Origin of the sequence: Streptomyces sp. NA02950, assembly GCF_013364155.1 — a bacterium.
Classification (GTDB): Bacteria; Actinomycetota; Actinomycetes; order Streptomycetales; family Streptomycetaceae; genus Streptomyces.
Map to the genome: position 1 here is coordinate 8,889,945 of NZ_CP054916.1, position 20,837 is coordinate 8,910,781.

Genomic DNA, 20,837 nt, shown 5'->3' on the forward strand with positions numbered 1-20,837 from the left:
TCCGCGCAACGGGCCCTCTTGACACGGTGCCCGTGCGGTGTCGTTGACAGATCGTCCATACCGATCACCACAGAGCGACACAATGATCATTGTCTTGGCCCGGTCCGCTCCCTCACGCTCGAAGAGTCCGCGCAAACGCCGACCTGTTGGGTGTGGGAGAGAACATGACCAATCTGTCGCCGCAGCTTCGCCAGGCCACTCCGGTGGTTGCCGTCCGTGGAGAGGGCGTCCATGTCGACGGCGAGGACGGCCGGCGGTATCTCGACTTCACCGCGGGCATCGGTGTCACCAGCACCGGCCACTGCCATCCGCGGGTCGTCGCCGCGGCGCAGGAGCAGGTGGGCACCCTCATCCACGGCCAGTACACGACCGTGATGCACCCGCCGCTGCGGCGGCTGGTCGAGAAGCTGGGCGAGGTGCTGCCGCCGGGGCTCGACAGTCTGTTCTTCGCCAACTCGGGCAGCGAGGCGGTGGAGTCGGCCCTGCGGCTCGCCCGTCAGGCCACCGGACGGCCGAACGTCCTGGTGTGCCACGGCGGCTTCCACGGCCGTACCGTCGCCACCGCGTCCATGACCACCTCCGGGACCCGCTTCCGCTCCGGCTTCTCGCCCCTGATGAGCGGTGTCGTGGTGACCCCGTTCCCCACGGCCTACCGGTACGGATGGGACGAGGAGACCGCGACGAGGTTCGCCCTGCGGGAGCTGGACTACGTCCTCCAGAGCATCTCCCACCCGGACGACACCGCGGCGGTCATCGTCGAACCGGTGCTCGGCGAGGGCGGCTATGTGCCCGCCACCGAGGGCTTCCTCCAGGGACTGCGCGAGCGGGCCGACCGCCACGGCTTCCTGCTCATCCTGGACGAGGTGCAGACCGGCGTCGGCCGCACCGGCCGGTTCTGGGGACATGATCACTTCGGGGTCCGCCCCGACATCCTGGTCACCGCCAAGGGCCTGGCCAGCGGCTTCCCGCTGTCGGGCATCGCGGCCTCCGAGGAGCTGATGAGCAAGGCCTGGCCCGGCTCCCAGGGCGGCACCTACGGCGCCAACGCGGTGGCGTGCGCCGCCGCGGCCGCCACCCTCGACGTGGTACGCGAGGAGAACCTCGTCGCCAACGCCGCGGCCATGGGGGCGCGGCTGCGCAGCGGGCTCGAGGACGTGGCCGCCAAGACCCCCGCCATCGGCGATGTCCGCGGACTCGGGCTGATGCAGGCCAGCGAGTTCGTCACCGAGGACGGCGAGCCGGACCCGGCCACCGCCGCCCGGGTCCAGAAGGCCGCGGTGGACGAAGGGCTGTTGCTGCTGCTGTGCGGCGCCTGGAACCATGTGGTCCGGATGATCCCCGCCCTGGTCGTCGACGAAGCGGCGATCGACGAGGGTCTGCGCGCCTGGTCCGCCGCCGTGAGCGCCGGAACCGCGGCCTCCTGACGCGCCCCGGACCTCGAAGGAGACTGCCGCCATGTCCACCCCCTCGTTCCCCGCCGCGGACGACGTCCTCGCCAGGGTGCCCAAGAAGCTCTACATCGCCGGATCGTGGTCCGACGCGGCCGGTGGCCTGACCATGCCGGTCGACGACCCGGCCACCGGCGAGGCGCTGTGCGAGGTCGCCGACGCGAGCCCCGCGGACGGGCAGCGCGCCCTGGCCGCCGCCGTGGACGCCCAGGAGAAGTGGGCCGCCACCGCGCCCCGGGCCCGCAGCGAGATCCTGCGCCGCGCCTATGAGCTGATCCTCGAGCGCGCCGACGTGCTGGCCGCCCTGATGACGGCCGAGATGGGCAAACCGCTGGCCGAGGCGCGCGGCGAGGCCGCCTACGCCGCCGAGTTCTTCCGCTGGTTCTCCGAGGAGGCCGTCCGTATCGACGGCGGGTTCGCCACGATGCCGGACGGCAGGAACCGCATGCTGCTCATGCGCCGCCCGGTCGGCCCCTGTCTGCTCATCACCCCGTGGAACTTCCCGCTCGCCATGGGCACCCGCAAGATCGGCCCGGCGATCGCCGCGGGCTGCACCATGGTGCTCAAGCCCGCACCCCAGACACCGCTGTCCAGCCTCGCCCTCGCCGGGATCCTGGAGGAGGCCGGGCTCCCGCCGGGCGTACTGAACGTGGTGACCACCTCACGTGCCGGAGAGGTGGTGGAGCCGCTGCTGACCGGCGGGCAGATCCGGAAGCTCTCCTTCACCGGCTCCACCCAGGTCGGGCGCACCCTGCTGGCCCAGTGCGCGCCCGCCGTCGTCCGCACCTCCATGGAGCTCGGCGGCAACGCTCCCTTCATCGTCTTCGACGACGCCGATCTCGATGCCGCGGTCGAGGGCGCCATGATCGCCAAGATGCGCAACATGGGGGAGGCGTGCACCGCGGCCAACCGGTTCTTCGTCCACCGGTCCGTCGCCGCCGAGTTCGCCGGCCGGCTCGCCCGCCGGATGGGCGCGCTCGAGGTGGGGCCCGGCAGCCGCCCCGGTGTCGACGTGGGTCCCCTCATCGACCGGGCCGGCCGGGAGAAGGTCGAGGACCTGGTCGCCGACGCGGTGGCCCGCGGCGCCGAGGTACTGATCGGCGGCAGCGCCCCGGAGGGGCCCGGCTGCTTCTACCCGCCCACGGTGCTCACCGGAGTGGACCCCGCGAGCCGGCTGATGGAGACGGAGATCTTCGGACCGGTCGCGGCCATCCTCACCTTCGACGACGAGGACGAGGTCGTCGCCACGGCCAACGCCACCGAATGGGGGCTGGTGGGCTATGTGTTCACCCAGGAGCTGAACCGCGCGCTGCGGATGAGCGAACGGCTCGAGGTCGGCATGGTCGGCCTCAACACCGGTCTGGTCTCCAACCCGGCGGCTCCCTTCGGCGGGGTCAAGCAGTCCGGGCTCGGCCGCGAGGGCGGCCGGGTCGGCATCGACGAGTTCCTGGAGTACAAGTACGTCGCGGTCCCGGTCTGACCGCACCGCCCGAACCAACCGCCCCGCGCCCGCCCCGGCCCCACGGCCCGGGGCGGGCGCACCGCCGTACACCCGCTGACCGGACCGTCCGGAACCAGCGGTGCGGCCGGGGCGTTGCCCCCATGAACGCGGTGGTGAGGAGCGGACATGGGCGAGTTGGTCCCCGGCGGCAATCTGGCGCTGCCCGACGGCGCGCTGACAATCCGGGTGCCCGGCCCCTTCGACCTGTCCGCGCTGATCACCGGTGCGGACGGAAAGGTCGCGGGCGACGCCGACTTCGTCTTCTTCAACCAGCCCTCGGCGCCCGGCGCGCGGCTGCACGGCGACACCCTCGCCCTCCACCCCCGGCGGCTGCGCCCGGACGCCGAGCGGATCACCGTCGTCGTCAGCCCCGCCGACCCCGCCACCCCGCTCGGGCGGCTGCCGGTGCCCGCGCTGACCGTCCTGGCGGACGGCGGGGTGCCGGTCGCCCGGTTCACCCCGCCGCGCCCCGCCCAGGAGACCCTGCTGCTGCTGGCCGAGGTCTACCGGCGCGGCGGCCGGTGGAAGGTGCGGGCGCTCGGCCAGGGATACGCCGACGGACTGGCCGGGCTGGCCCGGGACTTCGGTGTCGATGTCGCCGACGACGGGCCCCGGCCCGCAGCCCCGGCACCGTCCCCGCCCCAGGGGCAGCGCTCCGCGCCGGGAGGACCGCTGGAGGTGGTGAACGCGGCGCGGGCACGGGCCGGAGCGCCACCGCTGACCCTCGACACACGGCTCACCGCCGCGGCCGAGGCGCACGCCGGGGCCATGGCCACCGCCGGGCGGTTGGCCATGGAGGGCCCGGACGGCATCTCGCTGTTCCACCGGATCGCCACCGCGGGCTACCGCTGTCTGACGGTCGATGAGCACCTGATCTCCGGACCGCGCACGCCCGAGGGGTTCGTGGACTACTGCCTGTCGGACGCGGAGCGCCGCGGCCCGTTCGGCGACCCGGCCGTGGTCCACATCGGGCTCGGCCGGGCGGTCGGCCCCGGCGGGGACATCTTCTGGACGGCGGTGTGGGCCCGGCCGTTCACCCCGGACGGTCTGGGCCGGCTCACCTCCGAGGTGATCGCGCTCACCAACGCCGAGCGGGCCGCCGCCCGCCTCGCCCCGCTCACCCCCGAGCCGCGGCTGACGACGGCCGCGCAGCGGCACAGCGACGACATGGTCGCCCGCGACTTCTACTCCCACACCGGGCCCGAGGGGCAGCAGCCCTGGGACCGGGCCCGCGCCGCCGGGGCCGGCCACCGGGGCATCGGTGAGAACATCGCCTGTGGCCAGCGCTCCGCGGCGGAGGTCGTGCGCGGCTGGATGGACAGTCCGGGTCACCGCGCCAATATCCTCAAGCCCGACTTCACCCACATCGGCGTCGGCTACACCACCGGCAGCCGGGCCGGCACCTACTGGACCCAGGTCTTCGGCGGCGTCTGACGACAGGGGCGGGGCCGCTCAGGTGCGCGACTCCAGAATGCGCCGGGTGGCGTCCCCGTACACCCCGTTCGCGTCCCCGCGGATCCCGTTCAGGATCTGGAAGCGGGACACGGCCTCCGCGAGGGTCTGGTCGTACTGGCCGTTGACCTGCCCGCCCTGATACACGTCCGGGATCCGCAGCAGCCGGGTCTGGAGCTCGGTGACCGGCGGGCCGCTGTCCCCGAGCGTCAGGATGTTCGGATGCGCCTGCTGCTGCCACTGCCCGTCCGGTGTCTGCGTCGGGGGCTGCGACGGCGGTGTGGCGGGCGGCGTGGGCGCGGTGGAGGAGCCCCCGGCGGCGGGCGGCGAACTCACCCCTCCCGTCACCGGAGGCGCCGCGCCCGTCGCCGCGTCCCGGGGCAGCACCAGGGCGAGCGTCAGCGCGACCCCCGCACCGAGCCCGCCCACGAGCAGCGCCGCGGCCCGGGAGCGGCGCCCCACCACCGGGCCGGGTTCGGGGAAGGGAACGGGGTCGGGCGCGAACGCGGGAGCGGTGGGCACCGCGTCCCAGGACCCGGGCATCCCCGGCCCGGGCTCCATCTCCTGGGTGTCGGCCTCGGCCATCCGGTGGGCGTCCGGCGGCAGCGCGGCACCGGGCGGGCGGAACAGCTGCAGATCCTCCATCCACTCCTCGACCGGAGGGCCCGGCTCCGCGTCCGGTTCCCGCGCCGCGCGGGGTGCCGGGACCGGGCCGGGCGCGGGGACCGAACGGAAGGTGCCGGTCGGCCGGCTCATCTCACTCCCGATCCGCCGGCCGGGATCGTGTTCGGCTGCCATACAACCTCCTTCTGCGCCCACACCGTCAAGCGGACATACGGACGGAAGTCCGGGACGTCTCAAGCGGAGCGTTCATCGAAGGCCGCGAATCAGTGATCTCACTGGTCTCACCATTCCCGGCACCGGGCGTCGGTATGGCGTGGCTCCCCGGGGTACGCATCCCGAAGTGTTGCCCTGTCTCCTGACACATCGAAGGGAGCGCATTGTGATGGAACGGACCACATGTTGTGTGGTGGGCGGCGGCCCCGCCGGGATGGTCCTCGGTCTGCTGCTGGCCAGAGCGGGCGTCGAGGTGACCGTCCTGGAGAAGCACGGGGACTTCCTGCGCGACTTCCGCGGTGACACGGTGCACCCCAGCACCCTGGCCCTGCTGGAGGACCTGGGCCTGTCCGAGCGGTTCGCCGCGCTGCCCCAGAGGCATGTCCGCACCGTCCGGCTGCCCATCGGGCCGGGCGGCGATCTGGTCACCGTGGGTGACATCGGCGCGCTCTCGGGCCCGTACAACTACGTGGCCATGGTGCCGCAGTGGGACCTGCTGAACCTGCTGGCGGACGAGGCCGCGCGGGAGCCCTCCTTCCGGCTGCGGATGAACACCGAGGCCACCTCCTTCCTCCGGGAGGGCGGACGGATCACCGGGGTGCGCTATCGCGAGCGCACCGGCGGCGGTGCCACCGGTGAGCTGCGTGCCACCCTCACGGTGGCCTGCGACGGCCGGAGCTCGCTGGCCAGGGCCCTGCCCGAACTGGGGCTGCGCGCCTTCCCCTGCCCGATGGACGCCTGGTGGTTCCGGCTGCCGCGGCGGGAGTCCGATCCGCAAGGCGCGGTGGCCAACGCGGGTGACCGCTTCGTGACCGCCATGATCGACCGCGGCGACTACTGGCAGTGCGCCGTCCTCATCCCCAAGGGCCGCGACGAGGAACGCCGCGCCGCCGGTCTCGACCGGTTCCTGGCCGACTTCGCCGAGGCGAACCCCTGGATCGCCGACCGCGAGCCGGAGCTGAAGTCCTGGGACGAGGTGAAGCTGCTGGACGTACGGCTCGAACGGCTCCACCGCTGGCACCGCCCCGGACTGCTGTGCATCGGCGACGCCGCGCACGCCATGTCGCCCGTCTTCGGGATCGGGATCAACCTCGCCGTCGAGGACGCCGTCGCCGCCGCCCGCCATCTCGTCGGGCCCCTGTGCGAGGGCACCGTCGGGCTGGGCGACGTCCGCGCGGTCCAGCGCCGCCGGTGGCCGACCACGGTCGCGACCCAGGCACTCCAGCGGCTCGCCCATGCCCGGGTCATCGAACCGCTGCTCAGCGGACGTTCACCGGTCGGCAAGGAAGTACGCCCCCTGCGGCTGGCCGATCTGCTGACCAAGGCGCCATGGCTCAAGCGGGCGCCCGCGTACTTCCTCGCCTACGGCGCGATGCGCGAGCGCCCGCCCGCCGTGTCGCTGCGGCGCCCGGACTGAACCGGGCGAGCGCACGGAGCCGGACCGCTCAGACGATGCCCTCCGCGATCTCCGCCTGCTCACGGGCGGTCCCGTAACCGGTGGGGGTCCGGTACGAGCGGCGGGCGACGAACCACCAGACGGTGGCCAGGAGCAGCACTACCGCCAGGGCGATGGCGGCGTAGTTCATGGAGTCGACCGTCACCGGGCTGGACTGCGGCAGACAGAACAGCACCGTCACGCAGGCGACCCACACCACCGCCACCCAGCCCACCGGCTTGCTCCAGCGGCCCAGCTGCCACGGCCCCGGACGGAACCGGTCCCCGGCGCGCAGCCGCAGGAAGACCGGGATGGCGTAGGCGGGCGTGATCCCGATGACGTTGATCGCCGTCACCGCGCCGTAGGCGGTCTTGGAGTACAGAGACGGCAGCGCCAGCACACAGGCGACCACCACCGAAAGCCACACCGCGTGTACCGGGGTCTGGGTACGGGAGCTCACCCGCTGCCACATCCGGGACCCCGGCAGCGCGCCATCGCGGCTGAACGCGAACACCATCCGGCTGGCCGCCGCCACCTCGGCGTTGCCACAGAACAGCTGCGCCACGATGACGATGAGCAGCATGGCGGTGGCACCGCCGGTGCCGAGGGCGTCGATGAGGATCTGCGCCGGGGGCACCCCGGTGTCACTGTTCTGGGTCCCGGCGTAGTCCTGGATGGCGAACGTCAGCCCGGCCAGCAGCACGAACCCGGCGGCCCAGGACACCCAGATGGCCCGGACGATCCCGCGCGCGGCGGACACCGAGGCGTTGGAGGTCTCCTCGGACAGATGCGCGGAGGCGTCGTACCCGGAGAAGGTGTACTGCGCGAGCAGCAGCCCGATCGCCGCCACATACAGGGGATTCGACCAGCCGGTGTCATTGACGAACTCGGTGAACACGAACTCCGGCGACTGGTGGTGGGACGGGACGACCGCCAGCGCCCCGACGATCACGGCCACACCCACCAGATGCCACCACACACTGATCGAGTTGAGCACACTGACCAGCCGCACCCCGAACAGATTCAGCACCGCGTGCAGCAGCAGGATGCAGGCGAAGATGACCATGGTCGATTCCGGGGTGGGATCGAAACCCCACTGGAGCTGGAACAGGGCGCCGGTGAACAGCGCGGCGCCGTAGTCGATTCCGGCGATCGCTCCCAGCAGTCCCAGGAGGTTGAGCCAGCCGGTGTACCAGCCCCAGGCCCGGCCGCCGAGCCGGTCGGCCATGTAGTACAGCGCACCGGAGGTGGGATACGCACTGGTCACCTCCGCCAGCGCCAGCCCGACGAACAGCACGAACAGGCCGACTCCGGCCCAGCCCCACAGCATCACCGCCGGACCGCCGGTGCTCAGCCCGAAGCCGTACAGCGTCATACAGCCGGACAGGATCGAGATCACCGAGAAACTGATGGCGAAGTTGCCGAAGCCGCCCATCCGGCGGGCCAGGACCGGCTGATAGCCGAGTTCCCGCAGCCGCTGCTCTTCGTCGTGCTGGGGGGCGTGCCCCGATTGCGACCATGCCGTGGACATGAAGGTACCTCCGGAATCGGAAAGCGGAGAGCGTTCAACGGAAGGTGGAGGAGGGCCGAGCGGTGACGCTCAGCCGTTCGGCCCGGATCTGGACCCGCCGGCGCCCGCCAGACTGCGGACGCGGGCGCGCAGGAACGTATCCTCGGCCAGTGCGCGGTCCGCCGGGTCGGGGGTGCGATAGGCCCAGGGGAGCGGGGTGAAGTACGGCCCGAGTGCCTCGAACACGCGGGCGGCGTCGGGGAATTGCAGCGCTCCCCAGAGCGCGTGCGCCAGATGGTTGAGGTCCAGCGGGGAACGTGTGGTCCGGTCCGTGTGGTCGAACCAGCCGTGCAGCGCCCTGTTCGCGTCCCGGACCGCGTCCTCGGTGGCCCAGTGCAGATCCAGCGCCTTCTCGAAGCCGCGCTCCTCCCGGTACCGCTCGACGTGGACGTACAGCGGCAGCACATGCAGCGGTGACGCCTCGGGCGCGCCCGAGACCACCCACTGCACGAAGTTGACCGCCTCGGCCAGCGAACCGCCGGCCCGCCGCATGTACACGAACTGGAGCATCCGGTGGTACGCCTCGCGGTTGTACGGATCGCGCCGGTCGGCCTCCGCCAGCAGCCCCCAGGGGCCGGGGAACAGCAGCGGCCCCGGCGGCTCCGTCCGGTGCTCCGCCATCCGCTGCCCGGTGTCGAGCTGTGCCAGGGCCAGCAGACACACCCAGGGCACGGGGTCCGCCGCTGAGTTGTGCGCGGCCATCCGGCAGGACTCCCACGCCTCCTGCCACAGCTCCTGGGTGCGCTGGTGTCCCTCCCGGTGGGCGCGGACCGCCCGCTCCACCACCACCCGGGTGTGCATCACCAGCGCCGCCACGCTCCGCGGCTCCTCGGCTCGCCACGCGTCCACCACATTGGATCCGGCGGCCACCGCGGCCAGCACCTGGGTGCGCTGGGTCCACAGCGCCCAGGTCGGGGTCTCCGCCAGCAGGTTGCGCATCGAGATCCAGCGGCCGGTCCGCAGGTCCTGCAAGGCGATGCGCAGCCCGTCGTCGTAACCCGCCGGGTGGTAGACGGGGCGGAACTCTTCCTCGGCCATCGGATGACTTTCCTGCGGAGCTGACGTGGACGTGCCGGACGTGGTGCTGAAGTTACTGATGGGGCATCAAGTGGCGGCTGGTTATCGGGATGTGGGGGATCCTAGGGCATCGCTGTGTCCGGTACATGACCGCGTATCCCGCGGCCGGCCGCACTCGGCCGGTGGTGTGGAGAATTGGCACCGGTTCGGGGGCGCCCTTGACGTCGCACGGACCCTGCCACCAGGCTTTTGCGCGCGATCATCGAAACCCACCACGATCGACCGACCCCCGATCGATCACCCCACGATCGACCAACCCCCGATCGGGGGAACGCGATCGGCGAACTCCCCTGTGGAGAAAGGGACATGCTGCCAGCAGAGCGCCGCACCCCCACCCCGGCCGGCTCCCCGAGCGGGCCGGTGCTCGCCGTCGACCAGGGCACCTCGGGCACCAAGGCACTGGTCGTCTGTCCCGAGCGCGGTGTGATCGGTAACGGTGCGGCCACCGTGCGCCCCCGTTTCCTGCCCGGCGGATTGGTCGAGGTGGACCCCGCGGCGTTGCTCACCTCGGTCGTCGAGGCCGGACGCCAGGCGCTCGCGGCGGCGGGGGAACCGGTCGTGGCGGTCGGTCTGGCCAACCAGGGCGAGACCGTGCTCGCCTGGGACCCCGCCACCGGCACTCCGCTGACCGACGCGCTGGTGTGGCAGGACCGGCGGGCCGAGACGGTGTGCGCCGACCTCGCACCGCACGCGGACACCCTGCGCGAACTGACCGGGCTGCCGCTCGACCCGTACTTCGCGGCGCCCAAGATGGCGTGGATCCGCCGCCACCTCACCCGCGAAGGTGTGGTCACCACCAGCGACGTCTGGCTGGTGCACCGGCTCACCGGAGCGTTTGTCACCGACGCCGCCACCGCGGGCCGCACCCAGCTGCTCGACCTGGACCGGGTGGAGTGGTCCCCGAAGGCCCTGGACCTCTACGGGCTGAGCGCCGAGCGGCTGCCGCGGGTCGTCGACGCCGACACCGCGGTCGGCACCACCACCGCCTTCGGCCCCGAGATCCCCCTCACCGGATTGCTCGTCGACCAGCAGGCCGCCCTGCTGGCCCAGCGGGTGACCCGGGCGGGCACCGCCAAGTGCACCTACGGCACCGGCGCCTTCCTCCTCGCCCAGACCGGCCCCCGGCCCCGCCGCGGCAGCCACGGCCTGGTCAGCTGTGTCGCGTGGCGGCTCGGCGGGCGCACCAGCTACTGCCTGGACGGGCAGGTGTACACCGCCGCCTCCGCGGTGCGCTGGCTCACCGACCTCAAGGTGATCGGCGGGGCCGGGGACCTCGATCCTGTCGGCGGAAGTGTGCCGGACACCGGGGGAGTCACCTTCGTACCGGCGCTCGCCGGACTCGCGGCGCCGTGGTGGCGCGGCGACGCACGGGGCTCGCTGACCGGGCTGGGCCTGGACACCACCGCGGGCCATCTGGTGCGCGCGCTGTGCGAGGGCATCGCAGCCCAGGTCGCCGAGATCGCCACCGCCGCCTCCGCCGACCTGGGCGCGCCGCTGACGAGCCTTCGGGTCGACGGCGGGCTGACCCGTTCGGCCCTCCTCATGCAGACCCAGGCCGATCTGCTGCAACGGCCCGTCGAGGTGTCCGCCCTGCCCGATGTCACCGCGCTGGGCGTGGCCGCCGCCGCCCGGATGGGACGGGACCCCGGCCTCGACGTCGAACGGGCCGTCCCGGCCTGGGAGCCGTCCGCCGTCTACGAGCCGCGGATCGGCGCGGCCCAGGCCGCCGAACGGCTGGCCCGCTTCCGCTCGGCCGTGGCCGCGCTGCCGGAGCCCGCGCCACCGGCCGCCCCGCCCGGCGCCGGGTGACCGCCACCGCACACGAGCCGCAGCGAGCAAGGGACCAGCATGACCGTCACGACCACGGGCGACCTCCCGGACGAGGTCTACGACGTGGCCATCGTCGGCGCCGGGGTGGTCGGCAGCGCCATCGCCCGCGAACTGGCCGGACACCGGCTGCGGATCGCCCTCCTCGAGGCGTCCGACGACGTGGGCAACGGCACGTCGAAGGCCAACACCGCGATTCTGCACACCGGTTTCGACGCCACCCCGGACACCCTGGAGGCCCGGCTGGTGCGCGACGGCCACCGGCGGCTGAACGCGTACGCCACCGAGGCGGGCATCCCGGTCGAGCGGCTCGGCGCCCTCCTGGCGGCCTGGGACACCGAACAGCTCGCAGCGCTCCCGGCACTCGCCGAGAAGGCCGTGCGCAACGGCTGCCACGAGACCCGGATCCTCGGCGCAGACGCGGTCTACGCCCGGGAACCGCGTCTGGGGCCGGGCGCCCTCGGCGCACTCCACGTCCCCGGCGAGAGCGTCATCTGCCCCTGGACGACCACGCTCGCCTACGCCACCCAGGCGGTGCGCGCCGGTGTCCACCTCCATCTGCACTGCGCGGTGCGGGCCGTCACCACCGGCGAACCCCACGAGGTGGCCACCACCCGCGGTGTGCTGCGCACCCGCCATCTGGTCAACGCCGCGGGCCTGTACGCCGACGAGATCGACCGGCTGCTCGGCCACACCGAGTTCCGGGTGACCCCGCGCCGCGGCCAGCTCATCGTCTTCGACAAGTTCGCCCGCGGCCTGGTGAACCACATCCTGCTGCCGGTGCCCACCGCACTCGGCAAGGGGGTGCTGGTCGCGCCGACCGTCTACGGCAATGTGCTGCTCGGGCCCACCGCCGAGGACCTCGACGACAAGCAGGCCACCGGATCGACGGCCGAAGGGCTCGCCCTCCTCCGCGAGAAGGGCGCACGCATCATGCCCGAGCTGCTGGACGAGGAGGTCACCGCGGTCTACGCCGGACTGCGCGCCGCCACCGGACACGGCGACTACCGGATCCGCGCCCACCCCGAGCAGCGCTATGTGACCGTCGGCGGCATCCGCTCCACCGGGCTGACCGCCTCCCTGGCCATCGCCGCCCATGTGGCCGAACTCCTCACCGGCTGCGGACTGGACCCCGGCCCCGCGCGGAAGCTCGAGCCGGTGCGGATGCCCAACATCGGCGAGGCGTTTCCGCGCCCCTACCAGCGGGCCGACCTCATCGCCGCCGACCCCGCCTACGGCACCGTCGTCTGCCACTGCGAACGCGTCACCCGCGGCGAGATCCGCGACGCGCTCACCAGCACCGTGCCACCGGGCTCCCTCGGCGGCCTCCAGCGCCGTACGCGCGCACTCGGCGGCCGCTGCCAGGGGTTCTCCTGCGGAGCCGCCGTACGCGCCCAGTTCGAGGCGCACGGCGGCCCCGGCGCACCTCCCCGCACCCCCGGCACGGCACCGAAGGAGGTCCGGCGATGACCACTCCGACCGAGCCCGCCACCGCCGCCCCCGGCCGCCGCCCGCGCACCGTCGATGTGCTGGTCGTCGGCGCCGGACCGGCCGGTCTCGCCGTCGCCGCCCGGCTGGCCGCCGCCGGGCTGGACCGGGTCGAGGTGCTGGACCGCGAACGGCACGCGGGCGGCATCCCCCGCCACTGCCACCACACCGGATTCGGACTGCGCGATCTGCGGCGAATGATGAACGGCCCGGACTACGCCCGTCACCACATCGCCACCGCCCTGCGCGCCGGAGCGCGCTTGCGCACCGGTGTCACCGCCACCGGATGGGCGGGCCCGCGCACCCTGGACACCACCGGCCCCGGTGGTCTGGAACGCATCACCGCCCGGGCCGTGGTCCTCGCCACCGGCGCCCGTGAACGCCCGCGCGACGCACGGCTGGTCCCCGGCGACCGCCCGGCGGGTGTGCTCACCACCGGCGGGCTCCAGCAGGCCGTCCATGTGCACCACCAGACCGTCGGCCGCCGGGCGGTGGTGGTCGGCGCCGAACACATCAGTTACTCGGCCGTCCTCACCCTCCGCCACGCCGGGGCCGAGGTGGCCGCCATGGTCACCGCTCTCCCGCACCACCAGACCGTGTCCGCGTTCGACATCGGGGCCCGGCTGCGCCGCCCCTTCCCGCTGCTCACCGACACCACCGTGACCGGGCTGACCGGACGGGGGCGGCTGGACGGTGTGCGGGTGCGCCACCGCGACGGCAGGACCGCGACCATCGCCTGCGACACCGTGGTCTTCACCGGAGACTGGATCCCCGACCACGAACTCGCCCGGAGCGCCGGAATCGCCCTCGACCACGGCACCCGGGGCCCCGCGGCCGACACCGAGTTCCGCACCGGGGAGCCCGGGGTGTTCGCCGTGGGCAATCTGCTGCACCCCGTCGAAACGGCCGATGTGGCCGCCCTGGACGGCCGGTTCGCGGCCGGACCGGTGCTGCGCCATCTGACCGACGGACGATGGCCCGCCGACCCGCTGCCGGTGCGCGTCCGCGCGCCACTGCGCTGGATCGCGCCCAACCGCATCGACCCCGACGGCCCTCGTCCGCCACTGGACCGGTTCACCCTGCGCACCGCCGCGTTTCTGACCCGGCCGGTCCTCACCGTCCGTCAGGACGGCCGGACGCTTCACCGGCGGTGGGTGCCGCGCACCGTGGCACCCGCCCGGCCGCTCCACCTCGGCGCCGACTGGATCGCCTCGGCGGATCCGCGCGGCGGACCGGTGCTGATCGCCGTGGACTGACCGCGCCGACCCGCGACCGGGACACCGCGGCCTCCCGCGCGCTCACAGACCGCGCAGCCGCTCCATCTCCCGCCGGTCCCGCTTGGTCGGCCGCCCGGTGCCCCGGTCGCGCAGCCCGATCGGCACCGTGTGCTCGCGCGGTGGCGGAGGAGGACTGTTGTCCACGTAGCACTCCACCGCGACAGGCGCTCCGACCCGCTTGCGCACCACCCGCGACACCACCACGACCCGGTCCCGCCCGCCATGGCGCAGCCGCACCTCGTCACCGGCGCGCACCACGTGGGCGGGCTTGACCCGCTCGCCGTTGACGCGGACGTGACCGGCGCGGCAGGCCGAGGCCGCCATGGAACGCGTCTTGGTGAGCCGCACGGACCAGATCCAGCTGTCCACCCGTACGGACCCCTCATCAGAAGCCATACTCCGACTCTAATGTCTAAGGTGCGACGCATGAGCGCACATTTCGACGTCGTGGTCCTGGGGGCGGGGTCGGGCGGCTATGTCGCGGCGATCCGCGCCGCTCAGCTCGGTCTGACCACGGCCATCGTGGAGGAACGCTACTGGGGCGGCGTCTGTCTGAACGTGGGCTGCATTCCGTCCAAGGCACTGCTGCGCAACGCGGAGCTGGCCCATCTGTTCACCCATGAGGCGGCGACCTTCGGGTTCCGGGTGACCGGCGATGTGACCCTGGACTACCGCACGGCGTTCGAGCGCAGCCGGAAGGTGGCGGACGGCCGGGTCCGCGGCATCCACTACCTGATGAAGAAGAACAAGATCACCCAGTACAACGGACGGGGCAGTTTCACCAGCCCCCATCAGCTGCGGGTCGGGCTCGCCGACGGGCGCATCGAGAACCTGACCTTCGACCACTGTGTGATCGCGGCGGGCACGACCACCAATCTGCTGCCCGGCACCTCGCTCAGCGACCGCGTGGTGACGTACGAGGAACAGATCCTCTCGCCCGACCTGCCCGGCAGTGTGCTGATCGCGGGCGCGGGCGCCATCGGCGTGGAGTTCGCGTACATCATGCACAGCTACGGCGTGCAGGTGACGCTGGTGGAGTTCCTGGACCGGATCGTGCCCCTGGAGGACGAGGAGGTCTCCGCCGAGCTGGCGCGCCGCTACCGCAAACTGGGCATCCACGTGCTGACCTCCACCCGGGTCGAGGCGATCAACGACGCGGGCCCCGCCGTCAAGGTCATGGTCACCACGGGTGGCCAGCGGCAGACCCTCCAGGCCGGACGGGTGCTCCAGGCGATCGGATTCCGGCCCCGGGTCGAGGGGTACGGCCTGGAGAACACCGGGGTCCGGCTCACCGAGCGCGGCGCCATCGACGTGGACGGCCGCTGCCGCACCAGCGTGCCGCACATCTTCGCGGTCGGGGACGTCACCGCCAAGCTGATGCTCGCGCACGCGGCCGAGGCCATGGGCATCGTCGCGGCCGAGACCATCGCCGACGCGGAGACGATGGAGCTGGACTACGTCATGATCCCGCGCGCCACCTTCTGCCAGCCGCAGATCGCCAGCTTCGGCTGGACCGAGGCCCAGGCACGGGAGCGCGGCTTCGACGTGCGGGTGGCCAAGTTCCCGTTCAGCGCCAATGGCAAGGCCCACGGGCTGGGCGACCCCGTCGGCTTTGTGAAGCTCATCAGCGACGGCCGCCATGGGGAGCTGCTCGGCGGCCATCTCATCGGCCCCGAGGTCACCGAGCTGCTCCCGGAGCTCACCCTCGCCCAGCAGTGGGATCTGACCGTGCACGAGGTGGCGCGCAACGTGCACGCCCATCCCACGCTCGGCGAGGCCGTCAAGGAGGCGGTCCACGGGCTGGCGGGGCACATGGTCAACATGTGATCCGGCACCGGCTCCCGTCCGGTGTGTTGTATGCAGATATGCAGGAAAGTTTCATGTGAAACTGTCCCATAGACCGGCCGGCATACCCTGCGCCGGGGTCACTCCGTGGCAGGCAGCTCGGCCATCCGGGCCAGCGCGCCGACCCAGAAGCGCTGCCGCTCCGCGCTCTGGCCCACCAGATGGGTGGCGCGCAGCTTGGGCGGCAGATGGCGCAGCAGCCGTGCGACCGCCTCGGTGTGCCGCTTCAGCTGGGACACCTCGGCGTTGGCGAACGCCTGGTGCACCAGATCGGTGTCATTGGTGCCCTCGGCCGAGGTCTCGGACGCGGCGGCCAGCCGGGCCTCCCAGCGGTCCACGTCCTTGGCGATCTCCCGCAGCCCGATGACCCGTCGCTCGGTGCTCTCGGCGAGCCGCGCCTCCAGCCGGGACAGCGGCACCGGTGCGTACTCGCCCTCGCCGAGGTAGATCAGCCCCGTCTCCAGTGGCTGTTCGGCCAGATGCAGCTTGATCAGCCGCTCCAGGGTGCGCTTGGTGATCCAGTCCCGGCCCTCGTCGTCGATGTCGTTCTTCCACCAGTCGAGCACCGTCTCGGCCACTTCGCCGTAGGTGGAGATCAGCCACTCGTTGGCGGGGATGTCCTCCGGCCGCACCTCGTAGCTGACCGTGAAACGGCTGGCCTGCGCCACGTTGTTGCTGCTCACCAGCAGCTTGCGGCCCAGGTGGTACGGCGGGTTCTGGAGCGCGACCTGGGCGCGCAGCCCCGGGATCGGCCGCCCGGCCAGGGACCACTCCTGGGTGATCTCCATCAGCTTGGCGAACGTGGCCTTGTCCTTGGGCCGGTTGTACTCGTCCCAGACGATCACCTTGGGGTCGGGGCCGGTCAGTGAGCGGCTGAGCAGGGTCTCCAGGGTGCCGTCGGGGGTGGGGACCGGTACGCACAGGTCCTCGACGTTGGTGACCGGCAGCGAGAAGTACACCGGGTCGGTGCCGCTCTCCTCGCGGACCACCGTCTTGGTGATCTCCGTCTTGCCGCAGCCGGGCGGCCCCTGGAGCAGTACCGCCCAGTTCTCCCGGACCGCGGTGCGCAGGATCCGGCGCACCGGGTCGGGGACCGAAGCGGGGTTGGGGCGGCCCAGGGCGGCGGCGATGGCGTCCAGCAGCTCGGTGGTGCGGTCCGGCCCCGGGGTGCCGTCGCCCTTGCGGTCCCGCAGCCGCAGCCGCGCGCCGCCCACCAGGGGCAGCCCCCAGGCGAGCGGGAACTCGGCGCGGGCGCAGTCCAGGATGTGCTGGAGGGTGCGGGGCGACAGCAGCGACCGCAGATACGGGGTCAGCCCGGCCCAGACGCGGAACACCTCGGTCAGGTCCCAGTCCTCGTAGCGCTCGGCCAGCTTCTCCCGCCAGGCGGTGTCATTGGCCGTGATCCGCAGGGTGACCATCCGGTCCAGGACGGCCAGATCGCTGCGGCGGGCGCTGGTCTCGGCCAGGGACTCGTTGTCCGCGAGGAAGACACCGACGCACCCCAGCTTCCGCAGATCGTGTTCGCCCAGCGTCCAGTTGCAGGCGATCTGCATCAACTGCGACTGGATGGTCTCCCCGGCCTGCAAGGAGTCGTCGATCAGCAGCACAAAGGGCCTCCCCGGAGCGAGCTGACGCGTCATCAGCTGAGTGAGGACCAGCTCCCCGGTGCGGTCGTCCCGGACCGGCGCGTTCACCAGCAGATCGTCCGGGGTCAGATTGGCCGCCGGGACGAGGATCACCTCGGTGCCCGGATGCGCCCGCGGTATGTAGGACAGGAACGTCGATGTCTTCCCGATGCCGTGCTCACCGAAGACCTGTCCGGTCTGCCCCATGGCGATCATGGCGCTGATGAACCGCTCGAGCCGTGGCCCGCCCCTGGCCGGACCGGTCCGCCGGGGTGGTTCGGGGTAGGTGGCGGTGGCCCGCCAGCCGTCCCCGGTGCCGTCGTGGCGTGCCGCCGTGCCGCGGCCAACCGCTGTGGTCCTCCTCGCGCTTGCGGTCGTCGCGCCGCTGGTCCCCGTCCTCGTGCGGGTGGTCCGCTGCGCCGCCGGCTGCCGCTGTTCCGCCGCCGCGTTCCCCGCGGGTGCCGTTGTGTCCACACTGCTCACGGTGGCCTGTTCCCTCATCCCGTTCCGGTTGTTCTGTCTGCGTCCCCGTGCGCCCGGGCGCGGAGGGACTTCTCGGTCCGACGGACTTCTCGTTCAGCTGTCGCCGGTGATCACGCGGTGGCAGGCCATCGGCGGGTCATGTCGCTCCGGCCAGTCGTCGCCACCATCAGTGATCAGCCAGATCCATCGATCGGGCCGCTCCGGGGTGACGGCGGGCGCATAGCCGTCGGTGACCATGATCACCGCGTCGGCGCGCTCCTCGAACCGCCGTCCGTTCACCGCGAGCCGCCCCTCGACGTAGTCCACGACCGACTGGAAGCTGGTGCCGCCCCCGCCGTGCACCCGCTCCCCGGGAGCGAAGGGCATCACCGTCCCGTCGAAGCTCAGCCAATGGCTCTCCACCCCTTCGGTCCGGCCCACCAGCGAGGTGATCCAGTCGACCACCGGCTGGGGCATCGACCCCGAGGTGTCCAGCGCCACGACCACCACCTTGGTGCGCTCGGCACCGCGCCGGGACAGCATCGGATCATGCCCGAGCGCCAGCAGCACCGCCCCCTGCTTCTTCGGGTAGACCAGTCGATCGCCCTCCCGCAGCTTGGACGCCAGCACATCGGAGAGCCAGCGCCGCCACCACTCCACCTTGCGGGTCCGCTGGGTCTCGCCGCGCAGTGCGCCGAGCCCCATGCGGCCCCACATCATTTCCAGCCGCTTGCCGCCTCCCGCACTGCGGTCCGCCAGGGCCAGCAGCTCATCGCGAGCAAGCGGCTCACCGCGCAGCGCCCGGCGCATCGCCTCGGCCAGCGTCCGGTCCACCACCGAGGACACCGTCTCCGCGTCCAAGGGCAGCCTGTCCCGCCCGTCCCCGTCCGCGCCCATGTGGACGCACAGCACCGGTGGCACCGGAGGGTTGCGCATCCGCTTCAGCTCCCCGTAGATCGTCAGATCCGTCACGGTGAAGTCCTCGTAGGACAGCGGCTGAAGACCCTGCTCCCGCAGATCGGCCACATAATCCCGGTGCACCTCGCGCGGATCGACCCCCACCGGCTCACGCCGGGCGCCCCCCTCGCCGTCCGGCACCGCGCGGGTCGGCAGCTCGGTGCGCCCCAGCCGGACCAGCGCCACATGGTTGATCGCCACTTCGGCCGCCAGATCGAAGACGGGGTCGGCGCGCAGCTCCTCCTCCACGTACAGATGGCGGTGGATCAGATGACGCGCCTCGTGGAACAGCACGAACCGCACCCCGCTCGCCCCGATGGCCACGAAGAACGCGGGGTTGTACAGCAGCAGACAGCTGCCGTCGCCGGTGGCCACCACCGCCGCGGTGTCCACCGCTGCCGTCGGGATCTGATAGTGGCACTTGGCGTACAGCCACGAGGACACCACGCTGTCCCTGACCCCGAAGTCGAGCAGCGCCGCCTCCTTGAGTCTGCGCCCCTCCTCGGTCACCTCCGGGTCGTCCACCTGACAGGCCAGCAGGGCCCGCCGGTCGGCCAGATCCACGACCGGGCGTACCGGGGTGTGCCGGCTTCGCCCCGCCACCCACGTCATGCCTCGCCCTCCCGCCCCGCTCCGGCCCCGACGGGGGCCAGGGCCGCCAGTGCCGCGGTCCGCAACAGCTCCGGTACGGTGCCGGTGAACTCCGGGAGCAGGCGCAGCGCCATTGTCCACGCCTCCGCACCGCCGTCCAGATGCTGACGGATCAGAGCCTCCAGATACTCCCCGCCACCGTCCCCCTCGCCCCGCTCCTCCGCGTGGTCCACGAGGGTCAGCACACACCGGGCGGGCTTGGCGGTGCGCATCGTCTCGGCGTGGGTCAGCAGGTTCCGCCGGACCGCCAACTCCACCCAGGACACCCCGCGGTAGGGCAGCGAGAGCGTAGCCTTGGCCAGCACCCGCGAGGGGTCCTCGCCCTCCGTCAGCTTCCGGTAGGCGGTCTGCTCCGAACGGGACATCTGCGCGACCGCCAGCCGCAACAGCTCCGGACAGCCGTCGAGTCCGGCCAGCTGCGACAGGTAGTAGGAGGGCAGCGGCGCCCGCAGATGCTCCGCGAGCAGGGTGTCCCAGTCCCAGACGAAGCCCTCGGCCAGCAGCCAGTCCAGGGTGCGGTCGATGGTCGGATGGCGCAGTCGCCCGGCCAGCTGTTTGGCCGACCCGGCCTTCCGCGCCAGCTCCCGCAACCGCTCCAGCGCACCGTCCGGGTCGGGGTCCGCCAGCAGCACCCGCGACCGTGGTGCGCACGGTGGGCTGGAACCAGTCCGGAATCCGGTCCCCGACCTCCTCCGGCCCCTGACGCTCCCACAGCCCGAGCGCGAACCGCCACTGGAGATGCTGCGAGGAGAGCGAGACCCGGTCCAGAGCACGCCCCAGCATCCACGGGTCGCCACTGGCGATCCAGGGAGCGAACCACACCTTCTGGTCCCTGCGGGTGCTTCGGTCCAGGTCCGCGCGGAGCGCCTCGTCGACCGGCAGCCGATCGGTGCGTCCCGGTGTGAACGGCCTGCCGGTGACCAGCGCCAACCGCTGCTCCCAGCTCGCCGCGCGCTGATAGACCAGGCCCGCGTTGACCGCCGGATCGTCCAGGGCCGCCAGCGCCGTCACCGCCTCCGCCGACAGATCGCGGCGGCGGGAGAGCAGCACCCGCTCCTGGTGTTCCGGGGCGGTGAGCGCCCGTTCCAGCCACCCGGTCCGCCACCGGCCGAGCACCAGCAGGTCGTACGCGGTGCGGGCGTCCAGATGCGGCAGCAGCCGCCACTGGGCCGCGGTGTCGGCGGCGTCGAGCAGCACCAGGAACGCCGCCCGGGCGCCCTTGGGGACCACCGCCTCGGTGAACGCCGGGCGCTCGGCCGCCTCCGGCCACGGCCCGGCGGCGCCCTCCCCGCGCGCCGCCCTGGCGACGGCGTCGTCCAGCAACTCGGCCACCGTGCCGCGGAACCGGGACAGCCGAGCCCGCACCACGCGCCAGGCGGCCACCT

The 20,837-nt window shown here is 72.6% G+C and carries 14 protein-coding genes; 8 read left to right on the forward strand and 6 right to left on the reverse strand.

What is annotated here, in order from left to right:
- Positions 1–164 precede the first annotated feature (164 nt).
- From HUT19_RS38220 to HUT19_RS38230, 3 genes are all read left to right on the forward strand, one after another.
- Entirely contained in the window at positions 165–1,424 is a 1,260-nt protein-coding gene (locus HUT19_RS38220; protein ID WP_176185478.1) for an aspartate aminotransferase family protein, read from the forward strand.
- A 31-nt stretch (positions 1,425–1,455) separates the two neighbouring features.
- Positions 1,456–2,928 (forward strand): NAD-dependent succinate-semialdehyde dehydrogenase, encoded by a 1,473-nt coding sequence (locus tag HUT19_RS38225; protein WP_176185480.1) that lies wholly within the window; start codon positions 1,456–1,458, stop codon positions 2,926–2,928.
- Between the two features lie 147 nt (positions 2,929–3,075).
- Positions 3,076–4,383, forward strand: coding sequence for a CAP domain-containing protein (locus tag HUT19_RS38230; RefSeq protein WP_176185482.1), 1,308 nt, complete (start codon positions 3,076–3,078; stop codon positions 4,381–4,383).
- A gap of 18 nt (positions 4,384–4,401) precedes the next feature.
- On the opposite strand, the gene HUT19_RS38235 is transcribed toward HUT19_RS38230, so the two are convergent.
- Entirely contained in the window at positions 4,402–5,199 is a 798-nt protein-coding gene (locus tag HUT19_RS38235) for a peptidoglycan-binding protein (RefSeq protein WP_254886015.1), read from the reverse strand.
- 208 nt (positions 5,200–5,407) lie between these two features.
- Between HUT19_RS38235 and HUT19_RS38240 the strand changes: the two genes are divergently transcribed.
- A complete protein-coding gene (locus HUT19_RS38240; RefSeq protein ID WP_176185484.1) occupies positions 5,408–6,655 on the forward strand; it encodes an FAD-dependent oxidoreductase in 1,248 nt (415 codons plus the stop codon).
- A 28-nt stretch (positions 6,656–6,683) separates the two neighbouring features.
- On the opposite strand, the gene HUT19_RS38245 is transcribed toward HUT19_RS38240, so the two are convergent.
- Together HUT19_RS38245 and HUT19_RS38250 are read right to left on the reverse strand one after the other, a co-directional pair.
- Complete coding sequence (locus HUT19_RS38245) at positions 6,684–8,204, reverse strand: amino acid permease (RefSeq protein WP_176185486.1); 1,521 nt, start codon at positions 8,202–8,204, stop codon at positions 6,684–6,686.
- Between the two features lie 69 nt (positions 8,205–8,273).
- Positions 8,274–9,281 carry a hypothetical protein gene (locus tag HUT19_RS38250; RefSeq protein ID WP_176185488.1) on the reverse strand — a complete coding sequence of 336 codons (1,008 nt, stop codon included), beginning with the start codon at positions 9,279–9,281 and terminating at the stop codon, positions 8,274–8,276.
- Between the two features lie 345 nt (positions 9,282–9,626).
- Between HUT19_RS38250 and HUT19_RS38255 the strand changes: the two genes are divergently transcribed.
- The 3 genes from HUT19_RS38255 to HUT19_RS38265 are packed head-to-tail and all read left to right on the forward strand — an operon-like array spanning position 9,627 to position 13,891.
- On the forward strand, positions 9,627–11,129 hold the full coding sequence (locus tag HUT19_RS38255) for an FGGY family carbohydrate kinase (RefSeq protein ID WP_176185490.1): 1,503 nt from the start codon (positions 9,627–9,629) through the stop codon (positions 11,127–11,129).
- A gap of 39 nt (positions 11,130–11,168) precedes the next feature.
- A complete protein-coding gene (locus HUT19_RS38260) occupies positions 11,169–12,617 on the forward strand; it encodes an NAD(P)/FAD-dependent oxidoreductase (RefSeq protein WP_176185492.1) in 1,449 nt (482 codons plus the stop codon).
- On the forward strand, positions 12,614–13,891 hold the full coding sequence (locus tag HUT19_RS38265) for an NAD(P)/FAD-dependent oxidoreductase (RefSeq protein WP_176185494.1): 1,278 nt from the start codon (positions 12,614–12,616) through the stop codon (positions 13,889–13,891). Before HUT19_RS38260 ends, HUT19_RS38265 begins: the two co-directional genes overlap by 4 nt.
- A gap of 42 nt (positions 13,892–13,933) precedes the next feature.
- Here the strand turns inward: HUT19_RS38265 and HUT19_RS38270 are convergent, their stop codons facing one another.
- A complete protein-coding gene (locus HUT19_RS38270) occupies positions 13,934–14,308 on the reverse strand; it encodes an RNA-binding S4 domain-containing protein (RefSeq protein WP_176185496.1) in 375 nt (124 codons plus the stop codon).
- 30 nt (positions 14,309–14,338) lie between these two features.
- Between HUT19_RS38270 and lpdA the strand changes: the two genes are divergently transcribed.
- Positions 14,339–15,739: a dihydrolipoyl dehydrogenase gene (lpdA, locus tag HUT19_RS38275; RefSeq protein WP_176185498.1), complete on the forward strand. Its 1,401-nt coding sequence runs from the start codon at positions 14,339–14,341 to the stop codon at positions 15,737–15,739.
- Between the two features lie 98 nt (positions 15,740–15,837).
- On the opposite strand, the gene HUT19_RS38280 is transcribed toward lpdA, so the two are convergent.
- Both HUT19_RS38280 and HUT19_RS38285 read right to left on the reverse strand, forming a co-directional pair.
- The gene (locus HUT19_RS38280) at positions 15,838–17,598 is read right to left on the reverse strand and encodes an ATP-binding protein (protein ID WP_176187802.1); all 1,761 of its coding nucleotides are present in this window, start codon (positions 17,596–17,598) and stop codon (positions 15,838–15,840) included.
- A 360-nt stretch (positions 17,599–17,958) separates the two neighbouring features.
- A complete protein-coding gene (locus HUT19_RS38285; protein ID WP_176187804.1) occupies positions 17,959–19,413 on the reverse strand; it encodes a hypothetical protein in 1,455 nt (484 codons plus the stop codon).
- Between the last annotated feature and the right edge of the window lie 1,424 nt (positions 19,414–20,837).